This is a genomic window from Paenibacillus sp. EB106-06-01-XG199, assembly GCF_058791575.1.
This window is the reverse complement of record NZ_JBYTDQ010000002.1, coordinates 126,575-151,036: the sequence shown is the minus strand read 5'-3', so window position 1 is coordinate 151,036 and position 24,462 is coordinate 126,575. Positions and strand designations below refer to the sequence as shown.

Annotated in this window: 21 protein-coding genes; 16 read left to right on the top strand and 5 right to left on the bottom strand. The window is 48.4% G+C overall.

The features are described 5' to 3' along the window. Positions 1–26 precede the first annotated feature (26 nt). Complete coding sequence (locus AC3WT9_RS06450) at positions 27–1,064, bottom strand: alpha/beta fold hydrolase (protein ID WP_341092947.1); 1,038 nt, start codon at positions 1,062–1,064, stop codon at positions 27–29. Positions 1,065–1,165: 101 nt separating this feature from the next. On the opposite strand from AC3WT9_RS06450, the gene AC3WT9_RS06445 reads away from it, so the two are divergent. After that, positions 1,166–1,762, top strand: a complete 597-nt coding sequence (locus AC3WT9_RS06445; RefSeq protein ID WP_341092948.1) for a TetR/AcrR family transcriptional regulator — start codon at positions 1,166–1,168, stop codon at positions 1,760–1,762. A gap of 39 nt (positions 1,763–1,801) precedes the next feature. Here the strand turns inward: AC3WT9_RS06445 and AC3WT9_RS06440 are convergent, their stop codons facing one another. Continuing rightward, positions 1,802–2,287 (bottom strand): DUF6803 family protein, encoded by a 486-nt coding sequence (locus tag AC3WT9_RS06440; RefSeq protein WP_341092949.1) that lies wholly within the window; start codon positions 2,285–2,287, stop codon positions 1,802–1,804. Positions 2,288–2,398: 111 nt separating this feature from the next. Between AC3WT9_RS06440 and AC3WT9_RS06435 the strand changes: the two genes are divergently transcribed. The 7 genes from AC3WT9_RS06435 (at position 2,399) to AC3WT9_RS06405 (ending at position 14,613) form a co-directional block, all read left to right on the top strand. Continuing rightward, complete coding sequence (locus AC3WT9_RS06435) at positions 2,399–3,097, top strand: HAD family hydrolase (RefSeq protein WP_341378502.1); 699 nt, start codon at positions 2,399–2,401, stop codon at positions 3,095–3,097. 508 nt (positions 3,098–3,605) lie between these two features. Beyond that, positions 3,606–5,519, top strand: coding sequence for a threonine--tRNA ligase (gene thrS / locus AC3WT9_RS06430; protein ID WP_341378503.1), 1,914 nt, complete (start codon positions 3,606–3,608; stop codon positions 5,517–5,519). 147 nt (positions 5,520–5,666) lie between these two features. Next, positions 5,667–6,263, top strand: a complete 597-nt coding sequence (locus AC3WT9_RS06425) for a GNAT family N-acetyltransferase (RefSeq protein WP_341378504.1) — start codon at positions 5,667–5,669, stop codon at positions 6,261–6,263. Positions 6,264–6,439: 176 nt separating this feature from the next. Continuing rightward, entirely contained in the window at positions 6,440–7,948 is a 1,509-nt protein-coding gene (locus AC3WT9_RS06420) for a hypothetical protein (protein ID WP_341092956.1), read from the top strand. A gap of 11 nt (positions 7,949–7,959) precedes the next feature. After that, positions 7,960–8,718 carry a DUF6063 family protein gene (locus AC3WT9_RS06415; protein WP_038591513.1) on the top strand — a complete coding sequence of 253 codons (759 nt, stop codon included), beginning with the start codon at positions 7,960–7,962 and terminating at the stop codon, positions 8,716–8,718. Then, positions 8,705–13,189 carry a coiled-coil domain-containing protein gene (locus tag AC3WT9_RS06410; RefSeq protein ID WP_492407512.1) on the top strand — a complete coding sequence of 1,495 codons (4,485 nt, stop codon included), beginning with the start codon at positions 8,705–8,707 and terminating at the stop codon, positions 13,187–13,189. Before AC3WT9_RS06415 ends, AC3WT9_RS06410 begins: the two co-directional genes overlap by 14 nt. Positions 13,190–13,329: 140 nt before the next feature. After that, complete coding sequence (locus AC3WT9_RS06405; RefSeq protein WP_341378506.1) at positions 13,330–14,613, top strand: TPM domain-containing protein; 1,284 nt, start codon at positions 13,330–13,332, stop codon at positions 14,611–14,613. Between the two features lie 91 nt (positions 14,614–14,704). Here the strand turns inward: AC3WT9_RS06405 and AC3WT9_RS06400 are convergent, their stop codons facing one another. Then, positions 14,705–15,193, bottom strand: a complete 489-nt coding sequence (locus AC3WT9_RS06400) for a GNAT family N-acetyltransferase (protein WP_341378507.1) — start codon at positions 15,191–15,193, stop codon at positions 14,705–14,707. 172 nt (positions 15,194–15,365) lie between these two features. On the opposite strand from AC3WT9_RS06400, the gene AC3WT9_RS06395 reads away from it, so the two are divergent. From AC3WT9_RS06395 to AC3WT9_RS06385, 3 genes are all read left to right on the top strand, one after another. Beyond that, entirely contained in the window at positions 15,366–16,487 is a 1,122-nt protein-coding gene (locus AC3WT9_RS06395; protein ID WP_341092965.1) for a phosphodiester glycosidase family protein, read from the top strand. Between the two features lie 105 nt (positions 16,488–16,592). Further along, entirely contained in the window at positions 16,593–17,525 is a 933-nt protein-coding gene (locus tag AC3WT9_RS06390; protein WP_341092967.1) for a LysR family transcriptional regulator, read from the top strand. A 15-nt stretch (positions 17,526–17,540) separates the two neighbouring features. After that, positions 17,541–18,656: a 5-methyltetrahydropteroyltriglutamate--homocysteine S-methyltransferase gene (locus AC3WT9_RS06385; RefSeq protein ID WP_341378508.1), complete on the top strand. Its 1,116-nt coding sequence runs from the start codon at positions 17,541–17,543 to the stop codon at positions 18,654–18,656. Positions 18,657–18,936: 280 nt separating this feature from the next. Here the strand turns inward: AC3WT9_RS06385 and AC3WT9_RS06380 are convergent, their stop codons facing one another. After that, on the bottom strand, positions 18,937–19,917 hold the full coding sequence (locus AC3WT9_RS06380; RefSeq protein ID WP_341378509.1) for a phosphotransferase family protein: 981 nt from the start codon (positions 19,915–19,917) through the stop codon (positions 18,937–18,939). A gap of 407 nt (positions 19,918–20,324) precedes the next feature. Here AC3WT9_RS06380 and AC3WT9_RS06375 point away from each other — a divergent pair, with 407 nt between their 5' ends. Next, the gene (locus AC3WT9_RS06375; RefSeq protein ID WP_038591545.1) at positions 20,325–21,044 is read left to right on the top strand and encodes a YebC/PmpR family DNA-binding transcriptional regulator; all 720 of its coding nucleotides are present in this window, start codon (positions 20,325–20,327) and stop codon (positions 21,042–21,044) included. A 174-nt stretch (positions 21,045–21,218) separates the two neighbouring features. Continuing rightward, a complete protein-coding gene (locus AC3WT9_RS06370) occupies positions 21,219–21,398 on the top strand; it encodes a hypothetical protein (RefSeq protein ID WP_038591548.1) in 180 nt (59 codons plus the stop codon). Positions 21,399–21,486: 88 nt separating this feature from the next. On the opposite strand, the gene AC3WT9_RS06365 is transcribed toward AC3WT9_RS06370, so the two are convergent. After that, positions 21,487–21,726 (bottom strand): YdeI/OmpD-associated family protein, encoded by a 240-nt coding sequence (locus AC3WT9_RS06365; RefSeq protein ID WP_445745032.1) that lies wholly within the window; start codon positions 21,724–21,726, stop codon positions 21,487–21,489. A gap of 237 nt (positions 21,727–21,963) precedes the next feature. On the opposite strand from AC3WT9_RS06365, the gene AC3WT9_RS06360 reads away from it, so the two are divergent. The 3 genes from AC3WT9_RS06360 (at position 21,964) to AC3WT9_RS06350 (ending at position 24,387) form a co-directional block, all read left to right on the top strand. Then, a complete protein-coding gene (locus tag AC3WT9_RS06360; RefSeq protein WP_341092971.1) occupies positions 21,964–22,515 on the top strand; it encodes an FMN-binding protein in 552 nt (183 codons plus the stop codon). A gap of 250 nt (positions 22,516–22,765) precedes the next feature. After that, the gene (locus tag AC3WT9_RS06355; RefSeq protein WP_492407511.1) at positions 22,766–23,206 is read left to right on the top strand and encodes an NUDIX hydrolase; all 441 of its coding nucleotides are present in this window, start codon (positions 22,766–22,768) and stop codon (positions 23,204–23,206) included. A gap of 14 nt (positions 23,207–23,220) precedes the next feature. Next, positions 23,221–24,387: a purple acid phosphatase family protein gene (locus AC3WT9_RS06350; RefSeq protein WP_492407510.1), complete on the top strand. Its 1,167-nt coding sequence runs from the start codon at positions 23,221–23,223 to the stop codon at positions 24,385–24,387. Positions 24,388–24,462 lie beyond the last annotated feature (75 nt).

Sequence of the window (24,462 nt, the reverse complement as noted above, 5' to 3'; positions counted from 1 at the left end):
GTCCGGGCACGTGAGCATAATGTGAATTATTGAGGGGATGGTGACTGTAGTTGTGTCAGCAAGCTGCGGATCGTCTGAATGACGAGATCAGGTTCGTCGTGAATAATCATATGTCCGCTATGGGTTGCGACAGTCTGCTTGCTGTCTGTGGAAAGGTCCAACATTTTGCGCTGACCTTTTTGCCAGATATCTTCCAGCTTTTTACCGGCAGCTTCGGAGAAGCCAAAGCCTGCATAATCCTGAGGAATTCCTCGTGACAGGATTCTTACCGGAAGAGACCCGAGGTTCTGGCCCCGAATAGCGTCCTCTGTGGTATGTGCCAGATTTCCTTCTTGTTCTTTAGCTTTGAAGTAACTAGGCTTTGAAATGACATTTATGAACTGCCCTCTATCTTCTTTTGCAACCAGGCCATCCAGTAACACATCCTGGAATATACGCATAGCGCCTGATAATTTCAAGACTTGCAAGACTGATGCCGGGGGATTGCCTGCGAATTTTTCCGCAGTCAGAATAGGTTTGGTCTCGCGCTCGTCATCTTCCGGTCTGGCATCAATCAGTACCATTCCAGCAACCTCATCCCGGTAAGTATCAGCAAATAGCCGGGCATACATCCCACCCAAAGAATGCCCAACTAGCAGGTAAGGCCCGTCGATTCCCTCCCGTTCTAATGCCGTATGCAGCTCACGAACGATATTTTCTCCCGTGCGTGCTGTAGGTGCCTTCTCACTCCAAGCATATCCGGCTCGGTCGTAGCTCACAACAGTTGCGAATTCGGACAGCTTCTCAGGAATATCCCTCCAGGACAAACTGGTTTCACCGCTTCCGGATTCAAGAATAATGGTTGGGGAGCCCTGTCCTAATTTGTTAATGTGCAGCTTGTATCCGCCTGCATCAACCAGCTTGCCGGGAGGCTGGTATTTCTGTTCTGCATTTTTGGATGCCAGCCATTCATAAGCAAATCCCGACCCGAGCAGTAAAATTATGCAGGTGAGCAGGGTGAAAGTTACTTTTCTCCAGATCTTTTTTTTGGATCGTTTCTCCGGTTGTTGTGGTTGAATAGTCATAAAATAATGCTCCTCTTTCGATGTTTTATTTAATACAATCGTATTATATAAAACATTATAGCACATTGTATTATAAAAAGATAAGCAGGTATAATAGAGATATGCCAAAAAAAGTTGATCATGAGAAACAAAGAAAACGGCTTGCCGACGCCGCTCTGAGAATTATACATAACTCGGGTCTTGAACAAGCCACTGTCCGTAATATCGCAAAGGAATCCGGTTTATCGGTAGGGTCGATGCGTCATTATTTCTCTACCCAAGCGGAATTGTTCGCATTTTGCATGAATCTTTTTCTTGCGAGAATTGAACAGCGGGTGGAGGGATTCCAGCCGGAGGGCAACTTGCTGCAGGATATGAAACGTCTGCTGCTGCAACTGATTCCGCTGGATGAAGAGAGAATTATGGAAAGCGAGGTTTGGTTTTCTTTTAATGCCAAGGTGTTGATCTATCCGGAGTTATCGAAACTGAACGACCGGATGCAGGAAGAGGTGTACAAGGTTTCCAGGTTTGTCATTACAACATTAGTGGAACAGAAGGCGGCGAAGCCGGAGCTCGATATTGATCTGGAAGCGGAGAAATTGTATGCGCTGATTGACGGGTTGGCCATGCATCAGCTGATGCAGCCCGGGCGGTTGTCCGATGAGCGCCTTGAGCAAATGCTTGAGCAGCACTTACTTATACTGTGTGATCTTAAATAGGGGCCAATCCAATATCGGAGAGGCCCCTTCGAAGATTGATTAATGATTCATCCCGGCCATGCTGCCCATAATTTCCGGGTTGATCATGCCAAAGATCATGGCGATATGCGCCACCACCAGGAAGCCGCTGATCAGCATGAAATGCAGCTTCAGCTTGCTCTCTTCCGGATATTTGCGTCCTATCAGGCCGAGGTCAAGCAAGGCCAGCGGCAGCAGGAAGAACACGCCGCTCAGATAGAAGCCTACCGCTACTACGTCCACCCAAGTATGCCACTCGCCATTTACGGTGAGCGGGACAAACGCGGTAGGGAATAAATAGAGAAAAACGCCGGTAAAATAAAGTCCGGCAAGAATGCTGCAGATCCGGTTAAACGCTCTGAGCGGTCCGTTCAGCTTCTTGGTAAACAGGATGATAAATTCTGTAACGGTGATCGTCTCTGCAAAAATGACCGGAATCGCCATGAAAAGAATTAAGTTCCAAGGCTGGTTGTCCGCAAGCAGGGACATGTAATGCGTCATATTCATGTTAAGTCCTCCAGGAATTAAAATCACTTCACCTGTAATGTTAAAAGATAAGTATGTGGAAAGTATGGGGAAAGGCAGGTATGATTGAAAAAGCTGCAACGGATGAGGGGAATGAGTCTGCAGAAATTGAATTTGGAGGGAGCAAGGCGTACGTCAATGGGAGAACTGAAGAGTATTTTATTTGATTTGGACGGTACGTTAACCGACCCCAAAGAGGGGATTACCAAAAGCGTGGAGTACGCGCTGAACAAGTTCGAAATAGAGGTAGAGCATCTCGATTTGCTTATTCCTTATATAGGGCCGCCGTTATATGATTCTTTTATCCAGATCCAGGGTTTTACCGCGGATAATGCCTTAAAGGCTGTTGAATTTTACCGGGAGCGTTACCGTACATTGGGGATGTTTGAAAACAGTGTGATTTCCGGTATTCCGCAATTGCTGGAAGAGCTCCGGCTGAAAGGATACAAGCTTTATGTAGCCACCTCCAAACCAACAGTATTTGCTGAGGAAATCCTCCGGCATTACGGCTTGGATGGCTACTTTATGCACACTGTTGGCAGCAATTTGGATGGCACACGTTCCAAGAAGCAGGAGGTAATCCGGTATGTGCTGGATCAAAGCGAGATTGCCGCGGACCAGGCACTGATGATTGGAGACCGGGAGCATGATATTATTGGGGCAAAAGGCTGCGGTGTGGCCTCGCTTGGGGTAACCTTTGGCTATGGTTCGGAGGAGGAGCTTGTGAACGCAGGGGCCGATTATATCGCACATCAAGTAAAAGAGGTTGGTGAGATTATCTCACATCTCTAGCTCAATACAAGGGGCAGCAGACGTTAATCTGTCGCTCAAAGCGTCTTTTACCCGTTTGGTTAGCTTACAAGGACAAAAAAACTATTTTTCACCTGTGTATTGACTTTTCCGTGTTTGATTGAGTAATATGTAACCAGCAACACCATAAACACCATAAACACCATAACCAAGGCAATGACCAAAGACATGAGTTCCTTCACGGACTGACCAGAGAGAGAAGTGCAAGGTGAGAGCTTCTTACAGAACCGGCCGGAATTTACCCCTTTGCAGCCGTGGCACTGAACCCCTCCTGCTGTTAGGAAGGCTGTAAATGTCACCGTCTTATCCCCGATATCGGATACCAATAAGGATCTTGCCGCTTTACTTCCGCCGAACAGCAGGGGGTTGCTATCGCGCAGATCAAATTAGGGTGGAACCACGAGCTAAACGCACTCGTCCCTTTCTGGGATGAGATGCGTTTTTTTGCGTTCAAACATACAAAAAAACTTGAAGAAATGGAGGCTGAATCATGGAGATCAAAGCAACACTGCCGGATGGAACAATTAGGAGGTATTCGCGTAACACCACGATTGCACAAGTCGCAGAATCCATAAGTCCTACACTGAAGAAAAATGCAGTAGCCGGTAAACTTGACGGCAGACTTGTTGACTTTCATCAACCGATTACACAGGACAGCCTCGTTGAAATCGTAGTGCTGGACAGTGAAGATGGCCTGATGATCCACAGACATAGCACAGCGCATCTGTTGGCTCAAGCCATTAAACGTATATACGGTGATAAGAACGTCAAGCTGGGCATTGGCCCGGTCATCGAAGACGGATTCTATTATGATGTGGACATCGAGAAGCCTTTGTCTATAGACGATCTGGCTGCGATAGAGGCGGAAATGGGCAACATTATCAAAGAGAACCTGCCCATAGTCCGCCGGGAGATCAGCCGCAGCGAGGCGCTGAAGACTTTTGAGGCGTTTGAAGAGCCGCTGAAGCTGGAACTGATCCGGGATCTGCCGGAGGAGGCAGTAATCAGCATTTATGATCAAGGCGAATTTTCGGATCTGTGCCGGGGGCCGCATCTGGCCTCGACAGGTGCGATCAAAGCCTTCAAGCTGCTGAGTGTAGCAGGTGCATATTGGCGGGGAGATTCCAGTAATAAGATGCTGCAGCGGATTTACGGGACTTCTTTCCCGAAGAAAGCGCAGCTGGAAGAGCATCTGTATATGCTGGAGGAAGCGAAGAAACGCGATCACCGCAAGCTGGGCAAGGAACTGGAGCTGTTTATGTTCTCCGAGGAAGCGCCGGGAATGCCATTCTATCTGCCGAAGGGCATGATCGTCCGTACTACATTGGAGGAATTCTCCCGGGGGCTTCAGCGGGAAAGGGAGTACAGTGAAGTCCGTACACCGCTGATGATGAACAACCGGCTGTGGGAGCAATCCGGACATTATGATCATTTCAAAGATGAAATGTACTTTACAGATGTAGATGAGAACAAGTTCGCGCTTAAGCCGATGAACTGCCCGGGTCATATGCTGATTTATAAAAACAGCCTGCATTCCTACCGGGAGCTGCCGATCCGCATTGCGGAATACGGCCAGGTTCACCGCCATGAATTCTCCGGCGCGCTGAACGGAATGATGAGGGTCCGTACCTTTTGTCAGGATGATGCCCACTTGTTCGTTCTGCCAGAACAAATTGAGGAAGAGATCGGCCGGGTACTCGCCTTGATTGACCATATCTATAAAGTATTCGGCTTTGAGTACAAGGTAGAGCTGTCCACACGGCCGGCAGATTATATGGGAGCCGAGTCACTGTGGGATCAGGCCGAGTCGGCGCTGCAAAAGGTGCTGGAGAAACGCGGCATCCCTTATCGGGTGAATGCGGGAGACGGAGCTTTTTACGGGCCGAAGATCGACTTTCACATTCTGGACGCGCTCAAGAGAAGCTGGCAATGCGGAACTATCCAGCTGGATTTCCAGATGCCGGAGAAGTTCGACCTGTCTTATATCGGAGAAGATGGCCAGAAGCACCGGCCTGTCGTTATTCACCGTGCGGTCTACGGCTCGATTGACCGGTTCATGGGTATTCTCATTGAGCATTACAGCGGGGCATTTCCGGTATGGCTGGCCCCTGTGCAGGCCAAATTGCTGCCCGTGTCCGAGCATTTTGCCGATTACGCTTATGAGGTGAAGCAAGCGCTGGAAGCGGCAGGAATCCGGGTTGAGCTTGATCACCGCAAGGAGAAGCTGGGCCTGAAGATCCGCGAAGCTCAGCTGGAAAAGGTGCCATACATGCTCGTCCTTGGAGAAAATGAGCAGAATTCCGCTACTGTCTCGGTAAGACAACGCGCAGTAGGCGATCTCGGCACTGTAAGTATTCAGGAGATCATTCAGCGTATCGTTAGCGAGATTGCCGCCCGGCAATAGGTGTTTCTACATTATAATGTAACTCCAGTGACTGCTCCGTTTTCATAGACGGGGCAGTCATTTTACGTAAATAGGCAGACAAGGATGTTTCGGGTATTTTATAATAATCTCGGGCTTGATGAATAGACAATACTGGAGGCGTCCTTTGTGATTACAAACAACATCAAACAACTAAACGGCAAGTTTATCAAGCTTATTCCTATGGAAGCCGATCATAGGGCGGAGCTGCTCAAGCTCCTGCACAATCCGCAAATCTGGGAATACACCTGGCGGAAAATAACAACAATCCAACAAGTGGAACAACTAATAGAAACTGCGCTGCGCAATAAGGAGAATGGGGCCGACCTTCCTTATGTCATGATTGAACAAGCTTCTGGAAAAGTCGTCGGCACCTCGCGGATTATGCATCTGGACCGGATTCACCGCAATGCGGAGATTGGCTGTACGTGGATTTCACCGGAGTATTGGAGAACGCCAGTCAATACCGAATCCAAGTCACTTTTGCTGCATTACTGCTTCGAAGAACTGGGGCTGATCCGGGTCAATTTTACGATAGTCGGATACAATCTGAGATCACAGAAAGCCATTGAACGTATTGGCGCTGTAAAAGAAGGCGTTCTGCGCAAGCACAGAATTACGTCGGAGGGCACCGTTCTTGATAACGTACTCTATAGCATTATTGACGAGGAATGGCCTGCGGTCAAAGAGAATCTGCATTACCTGCTGAATGTTAAATATTCGTAGAACTATCCTCAATTCATTGGTATAATAGAAACATATATTCCCCAATAAACGTAAGTTATCAGTGGTACCCAGCCCATATTTCTCCCTTCATGGGGCAGATATGGGTTTATGTTATTTTGTGAGGGCTATGCAAAAATGCTCCTAAACTACGAAGTGATGGCGAGGTTGGCGCAAGGATGAACTGGTCTGATTTTGGTGAACGGAACAAACGCCTTAACCCCCTGTGGACGCTGGGGGCGGGCATGAATCTTGGAGAGCTGCAGCCTTATAAGGAAATGATTGCGCTGAGTGTGTTGCTGCAGGTCTATTATCTCGAGCTGGAATCCAATGAAAGAAGAGCCAAAGAGGATATTATTGAGCTGGCCTGGAGCTCATTGGAGCGGTTTAATATTGCCAGGTTTGGCACCATCGAATCTGTGGAACGGCTGGTAGACGGGCTGTTGTGGAGCGGGGGCGGCGGGGATTTCGAAGCCTATTATTATGAAGATTCAACCCGGCAGATGACTCTGCAAAAGTACAAATACTTTACGGTAGACGAGGATGCGACCCGCACCAGTTGGGAAGAGAGCGGCAAGACAGTTTACCGCCTTTCCGAATATGCGATGGAGCTTATCTTCATGAGCCATGAGATTATAGAAGAGTTCCAGATTAGCATTAAACTGCTGGAGATCCAAATGCATATTAAGCATGGACGCGTCACCCGGGCGATGCAGGATGTGGGTGAACTGATCTCGCGGGTTCGGAAGATGACCCAGCAACAGCAGGAATACCGCAATGCGCTGCGGCGCAACCCGAAGCATATGTTCAGCGAATACGGGGTTATGCGGCATCAGCGGCTGGAGGAAATTCACCAGCAGTTTGATGAAGAACGCAAGCATTTTGATAATATCCACCGTTCCCTGGCCCGGTTGGCGAATGACGAGAAGGATGTTATCGACTTTAACGAGCTGCGCCTGTTATCCGAACGGGTGGAGCTGTCAAGAAAAGTACATGACGAGCTCGCGGAGGTTGTGCTTAGCATTTTTGAAGCCGAAACCAATTTAAGACTGAACTTTCCAGAGCTGTTCTGGGGAGCAGCCGGTTTTAATTTCCGCACGAATGTATGGGAGGAATGGGTGAAAGCTGAAGGCCTGCCGAGCGGGGACAGTCTGGAAACCTTGATTAGCGGACTGTTCACACCGAGCCAGGACTTTATCTACCCCCTCGCCTGGGCTTGGGAAGAACAGGATGTCGGTTTTCTGCCCGAAGAATATCTGGATGAGCCCGATGAAGAAGGGGAGGAGCAGCTTGCAGCTTATACGCCTAAGTCTATACCTTGGACTGAGGTTGCGGAGCTGTGGAAACCGATTTTTACCGAGCTTGCCGGCAAAGGACGTTTTACGTTCAAAGCGGATGCTTTCTCTCCTGAGGAACAGTCCCGATGGGCGCGGCTCCCGGATGCCATTGACCTGTGGGTACAATTCTTTCATACCGAGGTCATCATACAGGAGTATAACGAAGACAACCCGGGCGGAAGTGACGAGTGCCAGAAGCTGATTCAGCGGCTGCTTACGGATTGTCCCGAGCTGGAGATGCTGCGGGGTAAAGTGCTGCGGACAACCATACTTGAACCGGATCAGGGGACAAGCGTGAGTTGGCCCGGTCTGGAAATGAGCCCTTATACCATTACTATAGTAGAGAGGTGAGAGAATACAGCATGAGCTATTCATTGGAACAATTGCAGCAGGCTTCGCGGCTGTTTTTTGATCTGCTTCGGCGGAAAGTCATATCCCTGGATGATCCGGCCGCAGTGGAATGCCTGCAGGATACGGGGGCCTATGACGCCTTGCAGTATATGGCCAAAGAGGGAGGCTGCCGGATTATGAATTCCGGTCACCGCCTTCACCTGCTGGTCAATCCGCTGGGATCGGGGTTTGCGTCTAACTTCACACAGCTGCGGAATAAATACTCACGGATTGAACGTAAAACCCATTTACATATTATCAACGTCATTATCCTGGTTTTTCTGGCCGAAATGGATCAGGATGAGCAGCACTTTAAGCCCGGTCAGGACAGCATGTCCTATATCCAAATCTCCGATCAGGTGTCCTCGCTTCTACAAGCATGGATCGAGCTGGATGAGGAAGGCAGCTTCAGCAAGCAGTGGCGTCTGGATATTCAGGCAATGCATAAAGTATGGGCAAGCCTTTATATGCAGACCAAAAGCCAGGAGGAAGGCGATTCTCTGTCGAGAGGCTCCGGTTCACGGATTGGACTGATTCATGAAGGGATGAAGCTGCTGGAGGAGGAACATCTGGTGTTTATTTCCGAGAACGAGAAGCGGATTTTCCCCCGGGAAGAGTTATATGAAAGAATGCGGTATCTGTACCACGATGTAGACCGTTACAAGGAATTGAAAGCTCTGATCGGCCGGACCTTGACGGAGAAGGAGGGGGAAGGTTATGCCGCGCATTGAACGAATCCGTATCGCCGGACTGAAATACGAGAAGATGCTTAAGAAGTATGATGATATGATTCTTGATCTTTGCAATGAGGAAGGCCCGGCCAATACCCTGATTACCCTAATGAACGGCGGCGGGAAAGGAGTGCTGCTGCAGTCCATCTTCCAACTGCTCCTGCCTAAGGCGGCTTGGGGGAAAGACAACGAGAACCAGGTCGAGGCTTTTTTCCATAATCATAAAAAACAGCTCAAGCCCTATACCTTCCACGTAGCGATTGAGTGGCGGCTGGACAACAGTGAGCGTAACGAATATATGACGACCGGAATTGCCATGACTGCCCACAGCTCGATAGATCAGCTGGAGATTAAGGTTGACTATCTGCTCTACGCGCTGATGGATTATGAAGAGCAGGCTGAGCTGACCCTTTCAACGCTGCCGCTGTATGATCATGCGGAAGGCGGTCCTGTAAGTTTTGAGACGATTCAGCAATTTGTACGGGAACGGCGGAATGAAATTGTTGCCTTCGGCAGCCACAGCTCCGATCTGAAGAAGTACTACAGCTTCCTTGCTGAACGCGATATTCATATCGGTGAATGGCGTAACATGAAACGGATCAATGGTGAAGAGGGCGGGATCAAGGGCTATTTTCAAAAAAATGAGGCCTTTACCAACCACAATCTGTTCGAGAAGCTGATTATTCCGGAGATTGGCTCCAGTCTGAACGAGGGTGTCAAAGAAGAGGATGGGTCGCTTCAGCGGATGTTTATCGATACCGCAACCATTGCCCAGAGACTTCCGATGCTGGAGCAGAGGGAAAAGGCTTTTGCCGAATTCACTACGCTGGCTGCACCGCTGTATGAGCTGGTCGAACAGGGAACGGAAGCCGAGCGGAGCTTCAGAGAGACTGAACTGCTGGGCCGGCAGATGTCCACGGTCATTCACGAGGAGCTTAAGAACGCAGAGGCGGAACGCAGCAAAACTGCCGATGCATTGGTTCAGCATCACCAGGAGGCGCGCCAGCTGCGTTTTGAGGGCGATAATCTGAAATATCTGCGCAGCAAAGAAGAACAGGATCTTAAGCAGGATGAATTCACGAGGATTTCAGACAACCAGACACGGGCCAAGTTGCGGCTGGATGAGTCGAAGCTGAAAGAGAAAAAGCTTGAAGTAGCTTATTATCTGGCCAAACGCAGCGCGCAGCTCCGCCAGATCGAGCAATGGCAGAAGGAAATTGAAGCTATCGAAGGCTCGCTGGAAATGAAGGAACGCCAAGAGGTTATTCAGGGAGCGAAGGAGGAGCTGCGGCTGCAGTGGGACAAAGTTTTTCAGCTCTGGCAGGGACAGCTCTCGTCGTTCGTAACCCGCCAGCATTCTCTGACAGCTGAAGAAAATGGCTTACGCAAAGAAAGAGAAAGCTTGCTGCTGGAACTGGGCGGTCTGGATAACCGGATCAATGAACTTACAGGGGCTATCCGCCAATACACCGAGGAATTGGGCGTTTTTGCCTCACGCCATGGGCATGAAGCAGCCGGGGCGCCAGGAGCTGCGCTGCAGCGCACGTTAATAGCAGCTAAGACTATCGCAGACAATATCAGCGGCTTTAACGAGCAGCGCAAAACTGCTGAAGAGCGTAAGCTCAATCTGCACCAAACGCAGACTGAGCTGAAGGTGAAGCTGAATGCCGGGCAGAGCCAAAGCGAAGAGCTTCAGAATCTGCTGGAGTCACAGATGAACAGGGAGTCTCAGCTCTGGTCACAGCTGGTCGTGCTGCTGGAAATGTATGAAGAGCATCACCAACTGGGAGTTACGCCGCTATTTGAAGCAAAACCGGCCATTCAGGAGCGGTTCATCCGCAGGCTGGATGAAGCTGAGCAGCAGGCGAAACGGCTGAGAAGGGATTATTACAACCAGCTGATCGATGTAGAGCTGCAGCAGGAGTCCTTCTGGCTGCCGAATGCGGATATCCTGAGAGTGAAGGACACACTGGATTCACTCAAAATCAGTTCCATGATCGGCAGCTCCTACCTGAATGACCTGCCTTACCTGAGCCGTGAAGAGGAAATGGAACGGCATCCGCTTCTTCCTTACGGAATTATTGTGACGCAGCGCGAAGCTGCCAAGCTCCAGCCGGATACGCTGAAAGAAGTCCTGCTCAAGTCAGCGGTGCCGGTTTTCATCCGGGAAGAGATGGCGGAAGCCGCATCCGGTCCTTTCCTGCTGCTAGCCAATCAAGGCCCGCAGATGGTTCTGCAGCCGGATCATTTCCAGGAATGGAAACGCGGAATATCCTCCAGTCTTAAGCAACAGGAGGAGGAGCTTAAGGATGCGGAAGCCTATCTGTCCAAGCTGAAATCGGCGCGGCAGGAATTCGAGCGCTTGTTCCAGAGTGAACATACCTTGGCCCTGAAAGCCAAACTGAATACACTTGAATTACTGCAGAATGAGCTGAATCTAAAGCTCGGAGATTTAAACACGGAGATCAGCAGGAATGAAGACAGCCTTGCGGTTATTCAGAGAGAGCTGGTACAATCTGAAGCCGATCGGACCGAGCATGAAGAAAGAGCACAGGCGCTGCGCCAGTGGGATGAACGGACAAAGAAGCAGGAACAGGATTATAAGGATAAGCAAAAAGCGGTAGAACGCAAAAAAGAATTGAGCAAAGAAATCGCCAGCAAGGATCAGGGGCTGGTTCAGGTAAAGGCCGAGCTGGGCAGTACCGCGCAGGAGCGGGAGAAGTGGATTGGAGATACCCGCTATGCGCTTTTTCCAAGGCTGCAGAACTGGTTTCCCGAAATTGCCTTCCCCGGCGAATATCCGGCTGCTCCTGCTCTGGAAGAAGAGCCCATACTTGATCCTGCTGCTCAAGATACGCTAATGCAGCTGCTCAGCACGGTGGAAAGCCTCCAGCAGTCCTTAACCCAGAATGAACTGGAGATCCGTACGAGAGCGGGGAATATCAAACGGGCCGGTGAACAGCTGGCGGAGATCGAAGCTGCAGTGGTCCAGGTGGATCAGGATTGGCGGAATGCTCCTCTTCCAACGGATACAGCCGAGGTGATTTTGACGGCCAGAGCGAGACAGAAGAACGAGACCGTATATCTGGATGAGGACTACCAGCTTGTCCACGATTCGTTTATCCGCGCCCAGACCATTCTTGAGAATCTGCAGAAGGATCTCCGGAAATCCGAAAAAGCGATTAAGGAAAAACATGAACGTGCTGTAGAAATATGGCATGATCCGCTGGATCAAAAGGAAGAAGAAATCAGCAGGCGTTTCCGGGAGAATGAACAGCTGCTGAACAGCTGCAAACAAGCCTTGAGCGTTATGGATCAATGGATTCAAACATTGGTAAGCCAAAGCAAAATCATGGATACCCATGTTGAGGGTCGGGTCCAACTGCGGGATGTTCCTGAAGAACTGCAGCAGCAGGTAAAAGATAATTGTGAGCCGCTGGTATCTGACTGGCTGCTGCGCAGCAAGGAAAGCCGCAGCGAGCGGTCGGAAATCTCCCGTAAGGTGAAGGAAGAGAAGACGTCTTTAAACAGCAAATTGGCGAAAAGCGGCTGGAATGCTGAGCTGGAGACCAAAATCCAGGAACGGCTCAACACCGTACATTGGGATGACTTCTCGATAGCCCGTCAGGTGCTTGATTCCATGCTCCAAAGCTCGCGCGATCAGATTGAGAGCATCCGCAGCGACAAGGAAGGGATGGAGCTGTCCCGCAAGCTGTGGGTTGGCCGCGCCGCCAAACGTGTCGTGCAGATTGTCGATATCCTGAAGCGTATGGAACGCCGGATGATCATTCTTAATGAGAATGGCCATGCTTTTCCATTGGTCCGCCTGAATTACAAGAACATTACGGTGCCGAAGACGAGCGATGATATCGAGCCGCTGGTCAGTGATTATTTCAACCGCTGCATTAGCGGGCTGTTGGAGAAATATGCCAAGATTGAGCAGGTGCCGGCAGCCGCTGTCAAAGAGATGATCAATGACGGAAAGATCGTATATGCCGCGATGCAGAACCGTTTCCCGGTGCTTCAGGTCTACAAGCCGGTGACCGAGAACTATTTCCTGTATGCGGCTCCCGAAGAGTACCACTACTCCGACTGGGAAGTTATTAACCGCGGAGCACTGGATGAGGCTGTTGGCAGCGGCGGGCAACGCCAGTCTGTGCAGCTGCTGGTTGCTATGATGATCATGACCCATAAGCGGGTCAACCGTGAGAACAAGGGCTGGACGGTTTTCCTGTACGATAATCCATTTGGTGAGATGGTTTCGAACAACGTACTTGATCCGGTATTTGAAATATCCAAAGCACTCAAATTCCAGTGGCTGATCGTTACGCCGCCCGAGCTGGTGAAGAATGATGTCAGCATCCGTTTCGGCGTGTACTGGCAGCTGTATTTTGGGGGAGATAAAGGAGAAATGCTGGAATCCACGCTCATTAAGGGTGGCCGAAAGCTGATCCCTGCTTCCTTGTTCTGACCCTATCATAAGTCAATCGCGCTATCTAACGGCAACTATAGAAATAAAGTAAGAGACCCGGCATCACGCTGAGTCTCTTTTTGTTCTATCAGGCTATGTTTTGAATATACTATTTTCGTATGGAAGGAGAGATGAAGGTTATGGAAATTCGGATGAGACAAAAGACGTTTATTATAGCTTTAATTGTACTGCTGCTGAGTATGCTGCTGCCCGCTTTTAGCTTGGCCCAAACTGCCGTGCCTGAGCACACGGACTCTTTTTACGTAAATGATTTCGCTGGTGTGATTGATGTGAAAACCGAAAATTACATCGTCAACTATGGAATTCGTTTGCATCAGCAGAGCGGTTCACAGGTTGTGCTGGTGACAGTGGACTCTACAAATGGAGCTGCGATAGAGGAGTATGCAACCTCGCTGTTCAACGCCTGGGAAGTAGGCTCAGCTGACAACAACAAGGGTGTGCTGCTGCTCTTCTCGATCAAAGATAACGAGTACTGGGCGGTTAGGGGCAGAGGCATGGAGGACGAGCTTAATGACGCTGTTTTATCGCAAATTCTTTCCCAGTCGCTTGCGCCGGACTTTGCCAGGAAGGAGTACAGCTTCGGGGCACGCAAAACTTACGGGTCACTGATCCAAAAGCTGGGCGGAGTCTGGAAGGAGCAGGTCGGTTCCAAAACCTATGTGTCCGATAATGCCGGAGTTCTCAAAAAGGTCAGCAAGCTTTATCTCAACCAATCCAGCAACCGTTTCAAGACAACGACCGGAAGCGGCATTTATGTGGTTACGGTTAAAAATTCCGCAGACAAAAACCTGCAGGAATATACGTATTCGAAATTCGCCTCCATTGGTGCGGGATCCAAGGATGTAATGCTGGTGCTGGACATCGGCGGGGACAATTACCATATACTGCAAGGTAAGGACATCGACGGTATGCTGACCAATGAGGCGATGCAAAATATTCTGGATACGGTGCTTGAACCTGAATTTGCCCGAAAAAATTACGCGGGTGGTTCGGTAGCAACAGTCAATGCTTTGCACAAATTCTTGTTGGCCAGAGCAGATATTCCCCAGAGTTCCATAGTATCAAGTTCAGAGACTATTGCCGTTTCCAGTACGGCTGCATTACCGGCTGACAAAGCAATGGTGGTGGAAAACCAGTCTGGTTCTCTATCCAAAGGTATAATAGTCAGCGGTCTGTTTCTTGTGTTTATCCTGTTGTTTAGCCTTGCGATAGTATGGCGGAACAGAAATATCGCACTATACGGTTATGGCAGCCGCTGGTATAACCGCAGTCATCGTCGGCGTCGCAGAACTACAAATCAGTTGCAGAGCAGCTTGTGGCAACCGGGCTATTTAAGTTCCGCGTTGACGAATCACGGAGACGGCAGTTCAAGCAGCGGCAGCCGCAAGGAAAGACACGGATGAAATGATGGCGGAAGAGGCCATATCCAATGCCTGATTGACCCTATAAGGTCAACGGGCATTGTTTTTTTATGTGAAATTTAATATTACTTTGTTAGTCTAACTCTTTGATCATCTTGAAATTATGCAGGATAACACCTTTCCGCTCCACCGCCTGCATCTGAACGGACCTGTAGCAGTGATGTTCGAAAAAAGGCTTTGCCGTGAGGCTTGCATCGACAGTTACCTGGAGCAGTCTCAAGCTTCTGGCCTCGGATTCAAGTGCTTTTAACAATTCCGAAGCAATGCCTTGTCCCTGAAAGTCTTTATGCGTAAATACTCTGTCCAGATATCCCTCAGGTGACATATCCGCAAAACCGATGATGCTGTCATTGAACTGGACTATATAAGATATGTGGCTGCTCAACGATTCTTTCCAGGCATTCTGCCGGGTTTCCCGGTCAGCGCTATCTGCCCAGGCATCAAGCTGCAGCTGAGAATAATACTTTTTATTTACAGAATGAACCGTCTCGTAGAACAATGTAACAATTTGTTCAATATCTGAAAGCCGAAACTTTCTAATCTCAAAATTTTTAAAAATCATTGAAACTCCCCCTCCAAACGACAATTATCCTCATTATAGTACATCTGTTTCCTAACCTTCAGCAGCATAATTGAAAAAAATGAAACTTTTAATCTTTCATTATCGTCTATGATGAAAATATGTGGTTTCATGCTTATTACCATTAATAGAAGTATTAGGGAGGCTTTACGAAGTGAGCGTATCATCATTACCACAGCGCAATGCTGTAAGCAAGAAGAAGAAAAAACCGGTCCGCAAGCGCAAGAAAAAAAGCTTTTTACGCACACTCTCCAGACTTTTTTTAATCTTGATCCTATTACTAATCGCCGGCGGGAGCTGGCTGTATTTTGCGCCTTCCGCGCATAATCTTCGCTACTTGATCGCAGATACGCTAATTACGACTCAGCACCGCTATATGGCGAAATATATCATTGGTGAAGAAGAACTGAAAGACCGGGTTAAGGAGTACAATGAACGCTTTGTGCATATGGGAGATGAGAAGGACACCCATACCATTGTTCAGCCGCCGGTAGAGGTAGAGAAACCTCTGGTCGAGATTGAGGAAGTGTCCGGCACGGGGTATTCCGGTTATGTCATGACCGTTAATGATCCGACCAAGGTACGGCTGGGTGTTCCCGGCAAAATTGGGTCGGGCGAGAAAGTGTCCAGTATGGTGTCACGAACCGGAGCGATTGCCGGTGTGAACGGTGGCGGCTTCGCTGACCCGAACTGGAAAGGCAACGGATTTAAGCCGATAGGTCTCGTGATTTCGCAAGGGAAATTGTTTTACAATGGCTTGGGCGGAAAAAAATCAACACAAATCGTCGGCCTCGATAAGCATGGCAAAATGATCGCCGGCAATTATTCGCTGAATGAGCTCAGTGATCTTGGTGTACAGGAGGCAGTGTCCTTTCAACCGAGATTGATCGTCAATGGCAAGGGCCTTATTAAGAATGCGGCCGAAGGCTGGGGGATTGCCCCAAGAACGGCGATGGGTCAACGTGATGACGGTGCCCTTCTATTTGTGGTGATCGACGGACGACAGCCCGGATACAGCATCGGCGCCAATCTATATGATGTGCAGCAAATCATGCTGAAGCACGGAGCGGTGATCGCTGCCAATCTGGACGGAGGTTCATCCACTGTACTTGTTAAGGACAACGAGATCGTTAACAAACCTTCTTCGCAACACGGAGAACGTTATTTGCCTACGGCTTTTCTGGTGTTTGAACACCCGGAGCAGGCGGATATTACGAACATCTGGGAAGGCCTGGACCCTGCCAAAATTGATGCTGGAAAGAAGCGGACACATTAACTGCCGGTACGCAAGACAGAACAGACGTGGAACGTTAGAAGGTTCTATGCTACGATATCTTCTGTGATGCTGAATTATCGCTTAAGGACCGGAGGGGGAACAGGGTTGACATTGCAGCAGCTCCGCTACGCAATTGAAATTGCCAACAGCGGCTCGATGAATGAAGCGGCCAAAAGGCTTTTTGTGTCGCAGCCCAGTCTCTCCAACGCCATTAAGGAACTGGAGAGCGAACTGGGAATTACTATATTTGAACGAAACAACAGAGGGATCAGCATCTCTGCTGAAGGGATGGAATTTCTGGGCTATGCCCGGCAGATCATTGAACAAACCGAGTTTATGGAGAACCGGTATACCGGCAAGAAACGCAGCCCGATTTATTTTTCCGTATCGACCCAGCATTATGCTTTTGTCGTCGATGCGTTTGTCAGGTTGATGAACGAGCGCAATGTGGCGGAATATAATTTCAGCCTGAGAGAAACGCAGACCTATGAAATTATCGAAGATGTCCGCACATTGCGCAGCGATCTCGGTATTCTGTATATCAACGAGAGCAACTATAAAGTGATGAACAAGCTGTTCAGTGACGGGAACCTGAAATTCACCCCGCTGTTTAATACGAACCCGCATGTTTATGTCAGAACGGGCCACGCACTTACCGCCAAGGAACGGGTTACACAGGACGAGATTCTTCCGTTCCCCTATATTACCTTTGAGCAAGGGGATAACAATTCGCTGCATTTTTCCGAAGAGATGCTGAGCTTCACGCAGATTCAGAAAAATGTTAAAGTGACCGACCGGGCCACGTTGACCCACTTGTTGCTGGGGAGTGACTCCTATACGATAGGCACGGGCATTATGGCCTCTGAGCTGAACGGCGAAGGGCTCGTAACGGTTCCTTTTGACAGCAATGAGGTGTTCACGGTTGGCTGGATTGCCCACAAGGACCGCAAGCCAAGCGAAATCATGTCCGGGTTCATTGAAATTCTGAATGATCTGGTGTCTGAACAATATTTCGACTTCAATCAATCCTTACTATAACAGCAGGAGGGACGTATGATCAGTCCAGTTATCGGCTCCAAAAGAAATGCTCCTCCCTTTCGTTACGACATCGTCGGCAGCTTCCTGCGAACAGATGAGATTAAGACCGGCCGTAATCTGTTTGAACAGGGTGAAATCACGGCAGAGCAGCTTTATGAGATAGAGAACCAAGAGATTTCCAAGCTGCTGGAACAGCAAAAGGTGCTGGGACTTAAGGCGGTCACAGATGGTGAATTCCGGCGTTCCTGGTGGCATCTTGATTTCTTCTTCGGTATCCACGGCACACAGAAAATCAGCCTGAACCAAGGCGGCAGCTCGAAAGAAACTGCCCAGCGGGCGGAGAGCTTCAAGATTGCCGGTAAAATCGCCTTTACGGATCATCCTATGATCGGGCAATTTATCAAGACGCAGCAGTTAGCCGGAGATACGCCGGTAAAAATGACGATTCCTTCGCCTGCCTTGTTTCATTTCGTGCAGGATTATAACGGGAATGAAATTTATCCGGAGCGTGAAATGCTGTACGCAGATATTATTGCAGTGTACCGGGCAGCGATTCAGGCTTTCTATGATGCAGGCTGCCGCTATCTGCAGCTGGACGATACGACTTGGGGAACTCTATGTAGCGGCAAACACCGGGCGCATCTGCGCAGCCGGGGAATTGACCCGGACCAGCTGGCGCAGGACTATGTGCGGCTGATTAACGAGAGCATTTCTCTACGTCCGGCGGATATGACGATTGCCCTGCATGTATGCCGGGGCAACTTCCGCTCCACCTGGTTCGCCGCTGGGGGATATGAGCCGATTGCCGAAGTGTTGTTCGCTCAGGCAGAGGTCGATGCCTTTTTCCTTGAATACGATAATGAACGATCCGGTGATTTCGCCCCGCTACGGTTTATCCGTGAACAATTTGTAGTACTGGGGTTGGTGACTACCAAACATGGAGGCCTTGAGAGTAAAGAGCAGCTTAAGCTCCGAATTGAAGAAGCCGCCCAATATGTAAATATTGAGCAGCTGTGTCTGAGTCCGCAATGCGGATTTGCTTCCACGGAGGAAGGCAATATGCTGACCGAGGAAGAGCAGTGGGATAAGCTGCGACTGGTTATTGAAACCGCTAATGAAGTCTGGATCTGAATAGAATACAAGTTACCCCCTGAGAGACCGCTCCTGAAATTAGGAGCGGTCTCTCATTGCTGATTCGTTAGTTAGCAAGGAGACGGGAATCTGGCAGCTTCGAAAGAAGTGGTGACAACAAATGAAAATTGATCTATAAAGCCTGGAGTTGTGGTGGTGGCAAAGATTACAACCCGATCGCCGCGTTCAGTTTCAAGATCGTAGAAACACTTGTGGCGTTGCTTCTGTTTACATTGGTGCCGCAATCATGCTGTAGGAAGGTTGTTCAGGATAAAATACATCAGCGGAAGAGTAGGACAGTGTTCGCAACCAACTGCTGAAGATCCTTTATCCGGTTGGGAGTTTCTCTTGAAGAATGATTCAATAGTTCACATAGGGCAATGAGATCCTCCAGCTTGGAGAGAAGCCGCCAGTTCTTATCCAGAACCGTACCGTGCTCCTGATAGGCTGCAATAAAATGCTTCTCAAAGACAGAATCAGCCGCTTCATAACGCAGGATGTTGCCAATATCAACGTATCTGTTCCAGGAAAAAGCGAACTCCCAATCCAGTACAGCTGACACTGAGCAGTCTGCAGCATCCCGCTGCATCAGAATGTTCAATCCGTTAAAATCAGAATGGACGAGGACGGGGCTGGCATGGCTCCGGCTTTCCTTCAAGGCTGCAAGATTTGACTGGCAGAAGGACCAAACTGCTTGTGTCAGCTCATTACCAAGCCAGCTCCCGCAAGGTTTATGGAAGAGGCTGTCCTCAACGAAGGCGAGAAAACCTTCGGCATCAGTATTGAACGGCTCGGAGATCCGCAGGTCTTTGCCGAAGAAACCAAACTCCGGGAATGTGTAGTTATGTATGCCGTTTAGAACTCTGCCGGTTGAAGCAGCAGCTGATGCAACAGCTGTTCCGGTTTTTAATACATCACGTAAGTGAATTCCTTGTTTCCATTCCTGCACAGCCCACGGCTGATTAAAAATGGTGCAGCTCGTATCAACATGAATGAAATTCGCTACAGGGACAGTCGGACTTATAAGTCCGGCAATGGCCAGTTCTTTGTAAGCGATCCTCCCATCCTCTCTGTACAGGCGAAGCACAAAGGGGTCAGCCATTCCCTCCACAGTGATCTTATAGTTGGAATTTCGAAATCCAGTAGACATTGCTTCAGCATAAGTTACTCGTTTCCCGGAGAATACAGGCCCGACAATCTCCTTAATGTGCTTAAGCTCCAGTGAAACAGGTTGCTCTGTCCGTTCCCAGCTCTCTTTCATCTCATCAGCCTCCTTAATGCTATCGTAACATACGTATCCGAGCTTCATACAGTATTGAGTCGTAGTATCAGTCGAGCCGCTACAATCCGGCCATCCTTCAAGCGCTGCGCCGCAGAGGGGAGAATGAACAAGAGCTGATGACGGAAATTTACGCAATTTGTCACGATAAGGACAAAAAAATAATGAAATACAATCAAAAACGTTTGTTTAAAATCTCTATCAATTCACTCTCAATCAACAGGAGGGACCGCGGATTCCCGTGTTAATTCAAGGGCTGGGAGCGGAACAAATACTGGCTTTGTTAGACTTTTTCTAGCAAATGGGCTGCCCTTTACGTGATCGTTCGATCAGAGGTATAATAGAAGTCGACTGTTTATAATTAATGTTGGAAAGTGAGCGGAAACTATATGGGTCGTAAATGGAATAATATTAAAGAAAAGAAAGCATCGAAGGATGCCAATACAAGTAAGGTCTACGCCAAGTTTGGGGTAGAAATTTATGTAGCCGCGAAGAAGGGCGAACCTGATCCGGAATCAAACCGGGCGTTGAAGGTTGTTCTGGAACGAGCCAAAACGTACAATGTGCCGAAAGCCATTATCGACCGTGCTTTGGAAAAAGCTAAAGGCAGCGGTGATGAGAATTATGTTGAACTTCGTTATGAAGGCTTCGGACCAAGCGGCTCAATGATCATTATTGATGCGCTCACGAATAACGTTAACCGTACAGCTCCCCTGGTGCGTTCCGCGTTCAGTAAGAATGGCGGCAACATGGGTGTAAGTGGTTCGGTAACGTATATGTTCGATCAAACAGCCGTTATCGGTCTGGAAGGCAAATCTGCCGATGAAGTGATGGAAATGCTGATCGAAGCGGACCTGGACGTTCGCGATGTACTGGAAGAGGACGAGGCTGTCATTGTCTATGCCGCGCCTGACCAGTTCCATGCGGTACAGGAAGTGTTCCGCAATGCAGGTATAACCGATTTCACCGTGGCAGAACTAACCATGCTTCCACAGAATTATGTCGCGCTTGCCGAAGATGCCGAGGCTCAATTTGAGAAGCTGATTGATGCTCTGGAAGAACTGGATGATGTACAGCAGGTATATCATAATGTAGATTCCGAAGAATAGCAGCACTGATTTCATCCGAAGACGGCCAGCAGATGTTTTATCTGCATTGGCCGTTTTTTTATGAGACAGCAATTATGCCTTTAGGGACTCAATGCTGGAAAGAATAATCTGGCTGTGGAAATGCCAAAATAAGCTGGAACACTAATAAGTATCCAACTTAAAGGAGGCAACAATGTGCCGCATGAAACAACGCCGGATAAAAACCTGATCAATACGGTGGAAGAACTGGAGAATGCACCCGTCAACAGCCAGGAAGCCCAGCAAAGGGAACAGAAAAAACTCGACAACCGCAAAGAGTCGCTCCGGGATGATAGGACGACTTATAAGAAAAATGAACAAAACACGTATAAGTGATCCTTCCACTTGAGTAGCACCAAGAAAAGTGGCAGAAGATATCCTGCCGCTTTTTTTGTCATTTATACACCATTTGATCTAGCACATCTTAATAATCCAGAAGGCGTCCATTATCATGCCATTGACCGTACATTTTATTTTCTTTAGTGTTTATTATAAATTTGTCTAATCTACTCTCAAATAAATCAGGCTGCTTAATATTGCTTTGTATCGTGTCGATCCGTACTCGTTGATAAAGAGCTGGAAATGCCATAAAATTCTCATACACTTGCAGCCAACCCCTCAACGCTTCTCTCGATATTGCTGTAATTAGATTTTCAATTTGCATAGATGAAAAATATTCTCCTTTCCTGGTATTCATACCTCCATCATAGCAAAGGCGGCTTATTTTTAGTATAAGTTTACGACCATGATACATAATCTTACTGCCTTCCGGGCTTCGGTAAAAGACGCACACCATTCCATCTATTTACATTATATTAGTAACATTTGTAACTGACTTGCTGGACAAAAATTGATAAATATAGATTGTAAGCGTTTTTATAACATGACTGGGGGAATGGTTGTGAAAAAGGTAACAAAGTTATTGCTCGTAGCCGGTATTTCATTGGCAGTTGTAGGAGTAGGCAACAGCAACCTGCTGAATGATGTATCTTCAGCCGCCAGTGCACCGCTCAAGGTAGGCCGGGTAGAAGCGGCAGCACATGGCACGAAATGCTTCACAGTAGCTGTTGCCGTTGTTCAAAACGGTGTAATCGTGGCTGCCTCGCTGGATGATTATCAATTCCTTAGCACAGAGGTGGCCAAGGGAGTCCCTAACTCCGATGCCGATTTCGGACAAAATTATAAAGATCCTGCAATGGTTCTGGCCTCCAAGAAGGCCAATAACAAATATTACAGTGATCATATGAAAGAAGAAGCCAAATCCACAGTTGCTTATGACAAAAACTTAGCTGCTGTTGAGAAATTTGCGACCGGCAAGACGATTAAATCGCTTGAAGCTACGCTCGCTAAGAAGAGCAAAGAAGAAATGGTGGATGCTGTCAGCGGGGCTACGCTGGTGGATACCAAGGGCTACTTAACGGCTATTCTGAACGCAGCCAAAGCTGCTAAATAACTCACTCGCTTGTATAGATGGAATGCTTAGACTCCTTCACGGCTGCTGCTGTGAAGGAGTTTTTAATTCTAAATAAAGTTGAACTAAAGAACTACCTAGAGGCTAAGAACACTGCCCTTATCAACGGGCAAGCCGTATCTAAGTTATAGATGAAGTAGATAAGTGGGATTTTTTATGCTATATTTTTCACATGGCTTTTAACAAACGTACGTTCCTATAATATAACTAAAGAGAGAAGGTGCACCTCAGAATGTCTGAATTCCGCCTCTTAAGTGTTGTGCATGTCTTTATGATTAGAAACCAGCAGCTGCTGCTCCTCAGGCGCTTTAATACGGGACATGATGATGGATATTACGCGCTCCCGGCGGGACGTCTGGAACGTGGTGAAGGGGTAATGACCGCCGCAATTCGTGAGGTTCAGGAAGAATGCGGCGCTCTAATTGCTCCCGGGGATTTAGAAATGACAGGAGTAATGCATATTAAAACTTCCCATGACGAACGGGTTGATTTTTTCTTTATCGCCAAGCAGTGGTCAGGTGAAATAAGCAACGCTGAACCCCACAAATGTGATGATCTTCGCTGGTTTCCATTAGACCGCCTGCCAGCTAATCTTCTGCCTGTTGCCGGTCAGGCGCTGGACCAATACAGGCAGGGAGTATGGTTCTCGGAGCATGGGTGGAACCAGCAATGAGAGAGGAGTAAATTATGCTGACTATGATTAAAGGGCCTTATTTGCAGTGGCCGACCGAAGAGTCGATGACCTTTATGTGGGAGACCTCTAAGCTATCTACATCCAGAGTGGAAGTGATGAGGGCAGAACGTATACATAGCGGTTATCAAGGAAACTACAAGCAGCCGGAACAGATCCTTACCAGCGCTGAAAATTCAGGATTTACCCAAATCCATATGCTTACGGTCAGCGGACTGGAGCCTGGAACGATTTATTTCTACAAGGTGTATTCTCAGAATGAGCAGGAGGCGGCAGAAGCAGGGCCATTTCCCTTTAAGACAGCTATGTTGCCGGGTGAGCCTTTTTCATTTACGGTAACCAGTGAAACTGGCGGTTACAGCGGTTTTGATATCACAGGCGGAGAGATCAACAACAGCATTTTTGCCCAGATGAAAAGATATCGTCCGGACTTCAGCCTGTTTATCGGTGATATCGTTAACGATGGAACAAATTATGCCGATTGGAATCAGTATTTTTTTAGTCCCGGAAAAGAGCTGCTGCAAGACACTCCCAGCTTTAGCTGCTTAGGCAATCATGAGAACGGAGGCTCATGGTATTATGACTTTTTTGCTTTTGCCGCCCCAAAGAATTATTATTCCTTCGATTATGGAGACGCTCATTTTATTGCACTGGACAGCACAGATTTCATAAATAATGATACTTATCCTGACAGCTCGGGCAAATTTCAGGCAGGAAATGCGCAATATGACTTTCTGGTTCAAGATCTGCAAGATACTTCTGCCAAATGGAAAATTGTCTACTTTCACTATTCTCCTTATGTGTCCGGCGGGTATCAGGTTGAAGCACTGCGGGCGCTTTGTCCATTGCTGGAGCAGCATAGTGTGGATCTTGTACTCAGTTCCCATACGATTGTGTATGAACGAAGCTATCCGCTGCGCTCCGGCAAGCTGGATTTCAAGGACGGGATCGTATATGTCGTAGCTGGGGGAGCCGGTGCAATGCCAGAATGGCTGCTGCCCAAGCGGGAATGGTTCACATCACAATCGCTGGCAGTGCCGCATTTTCTGCAAGTAGCCGTAACACCGCAACAATTGGAAATTCGCGCGATCGATCATCAAGGAGCACTATTCGATAAATTTAGTATTTTCAAGGAAACGGATGGGTCGAAGAAGTTCATCTGAGTTCTGGTAAGGGATGCGGAGATAAGAAAATAAGCCGGTTGTCTCAGTAGGTAGCAGACTTAAACAGGGAAATAA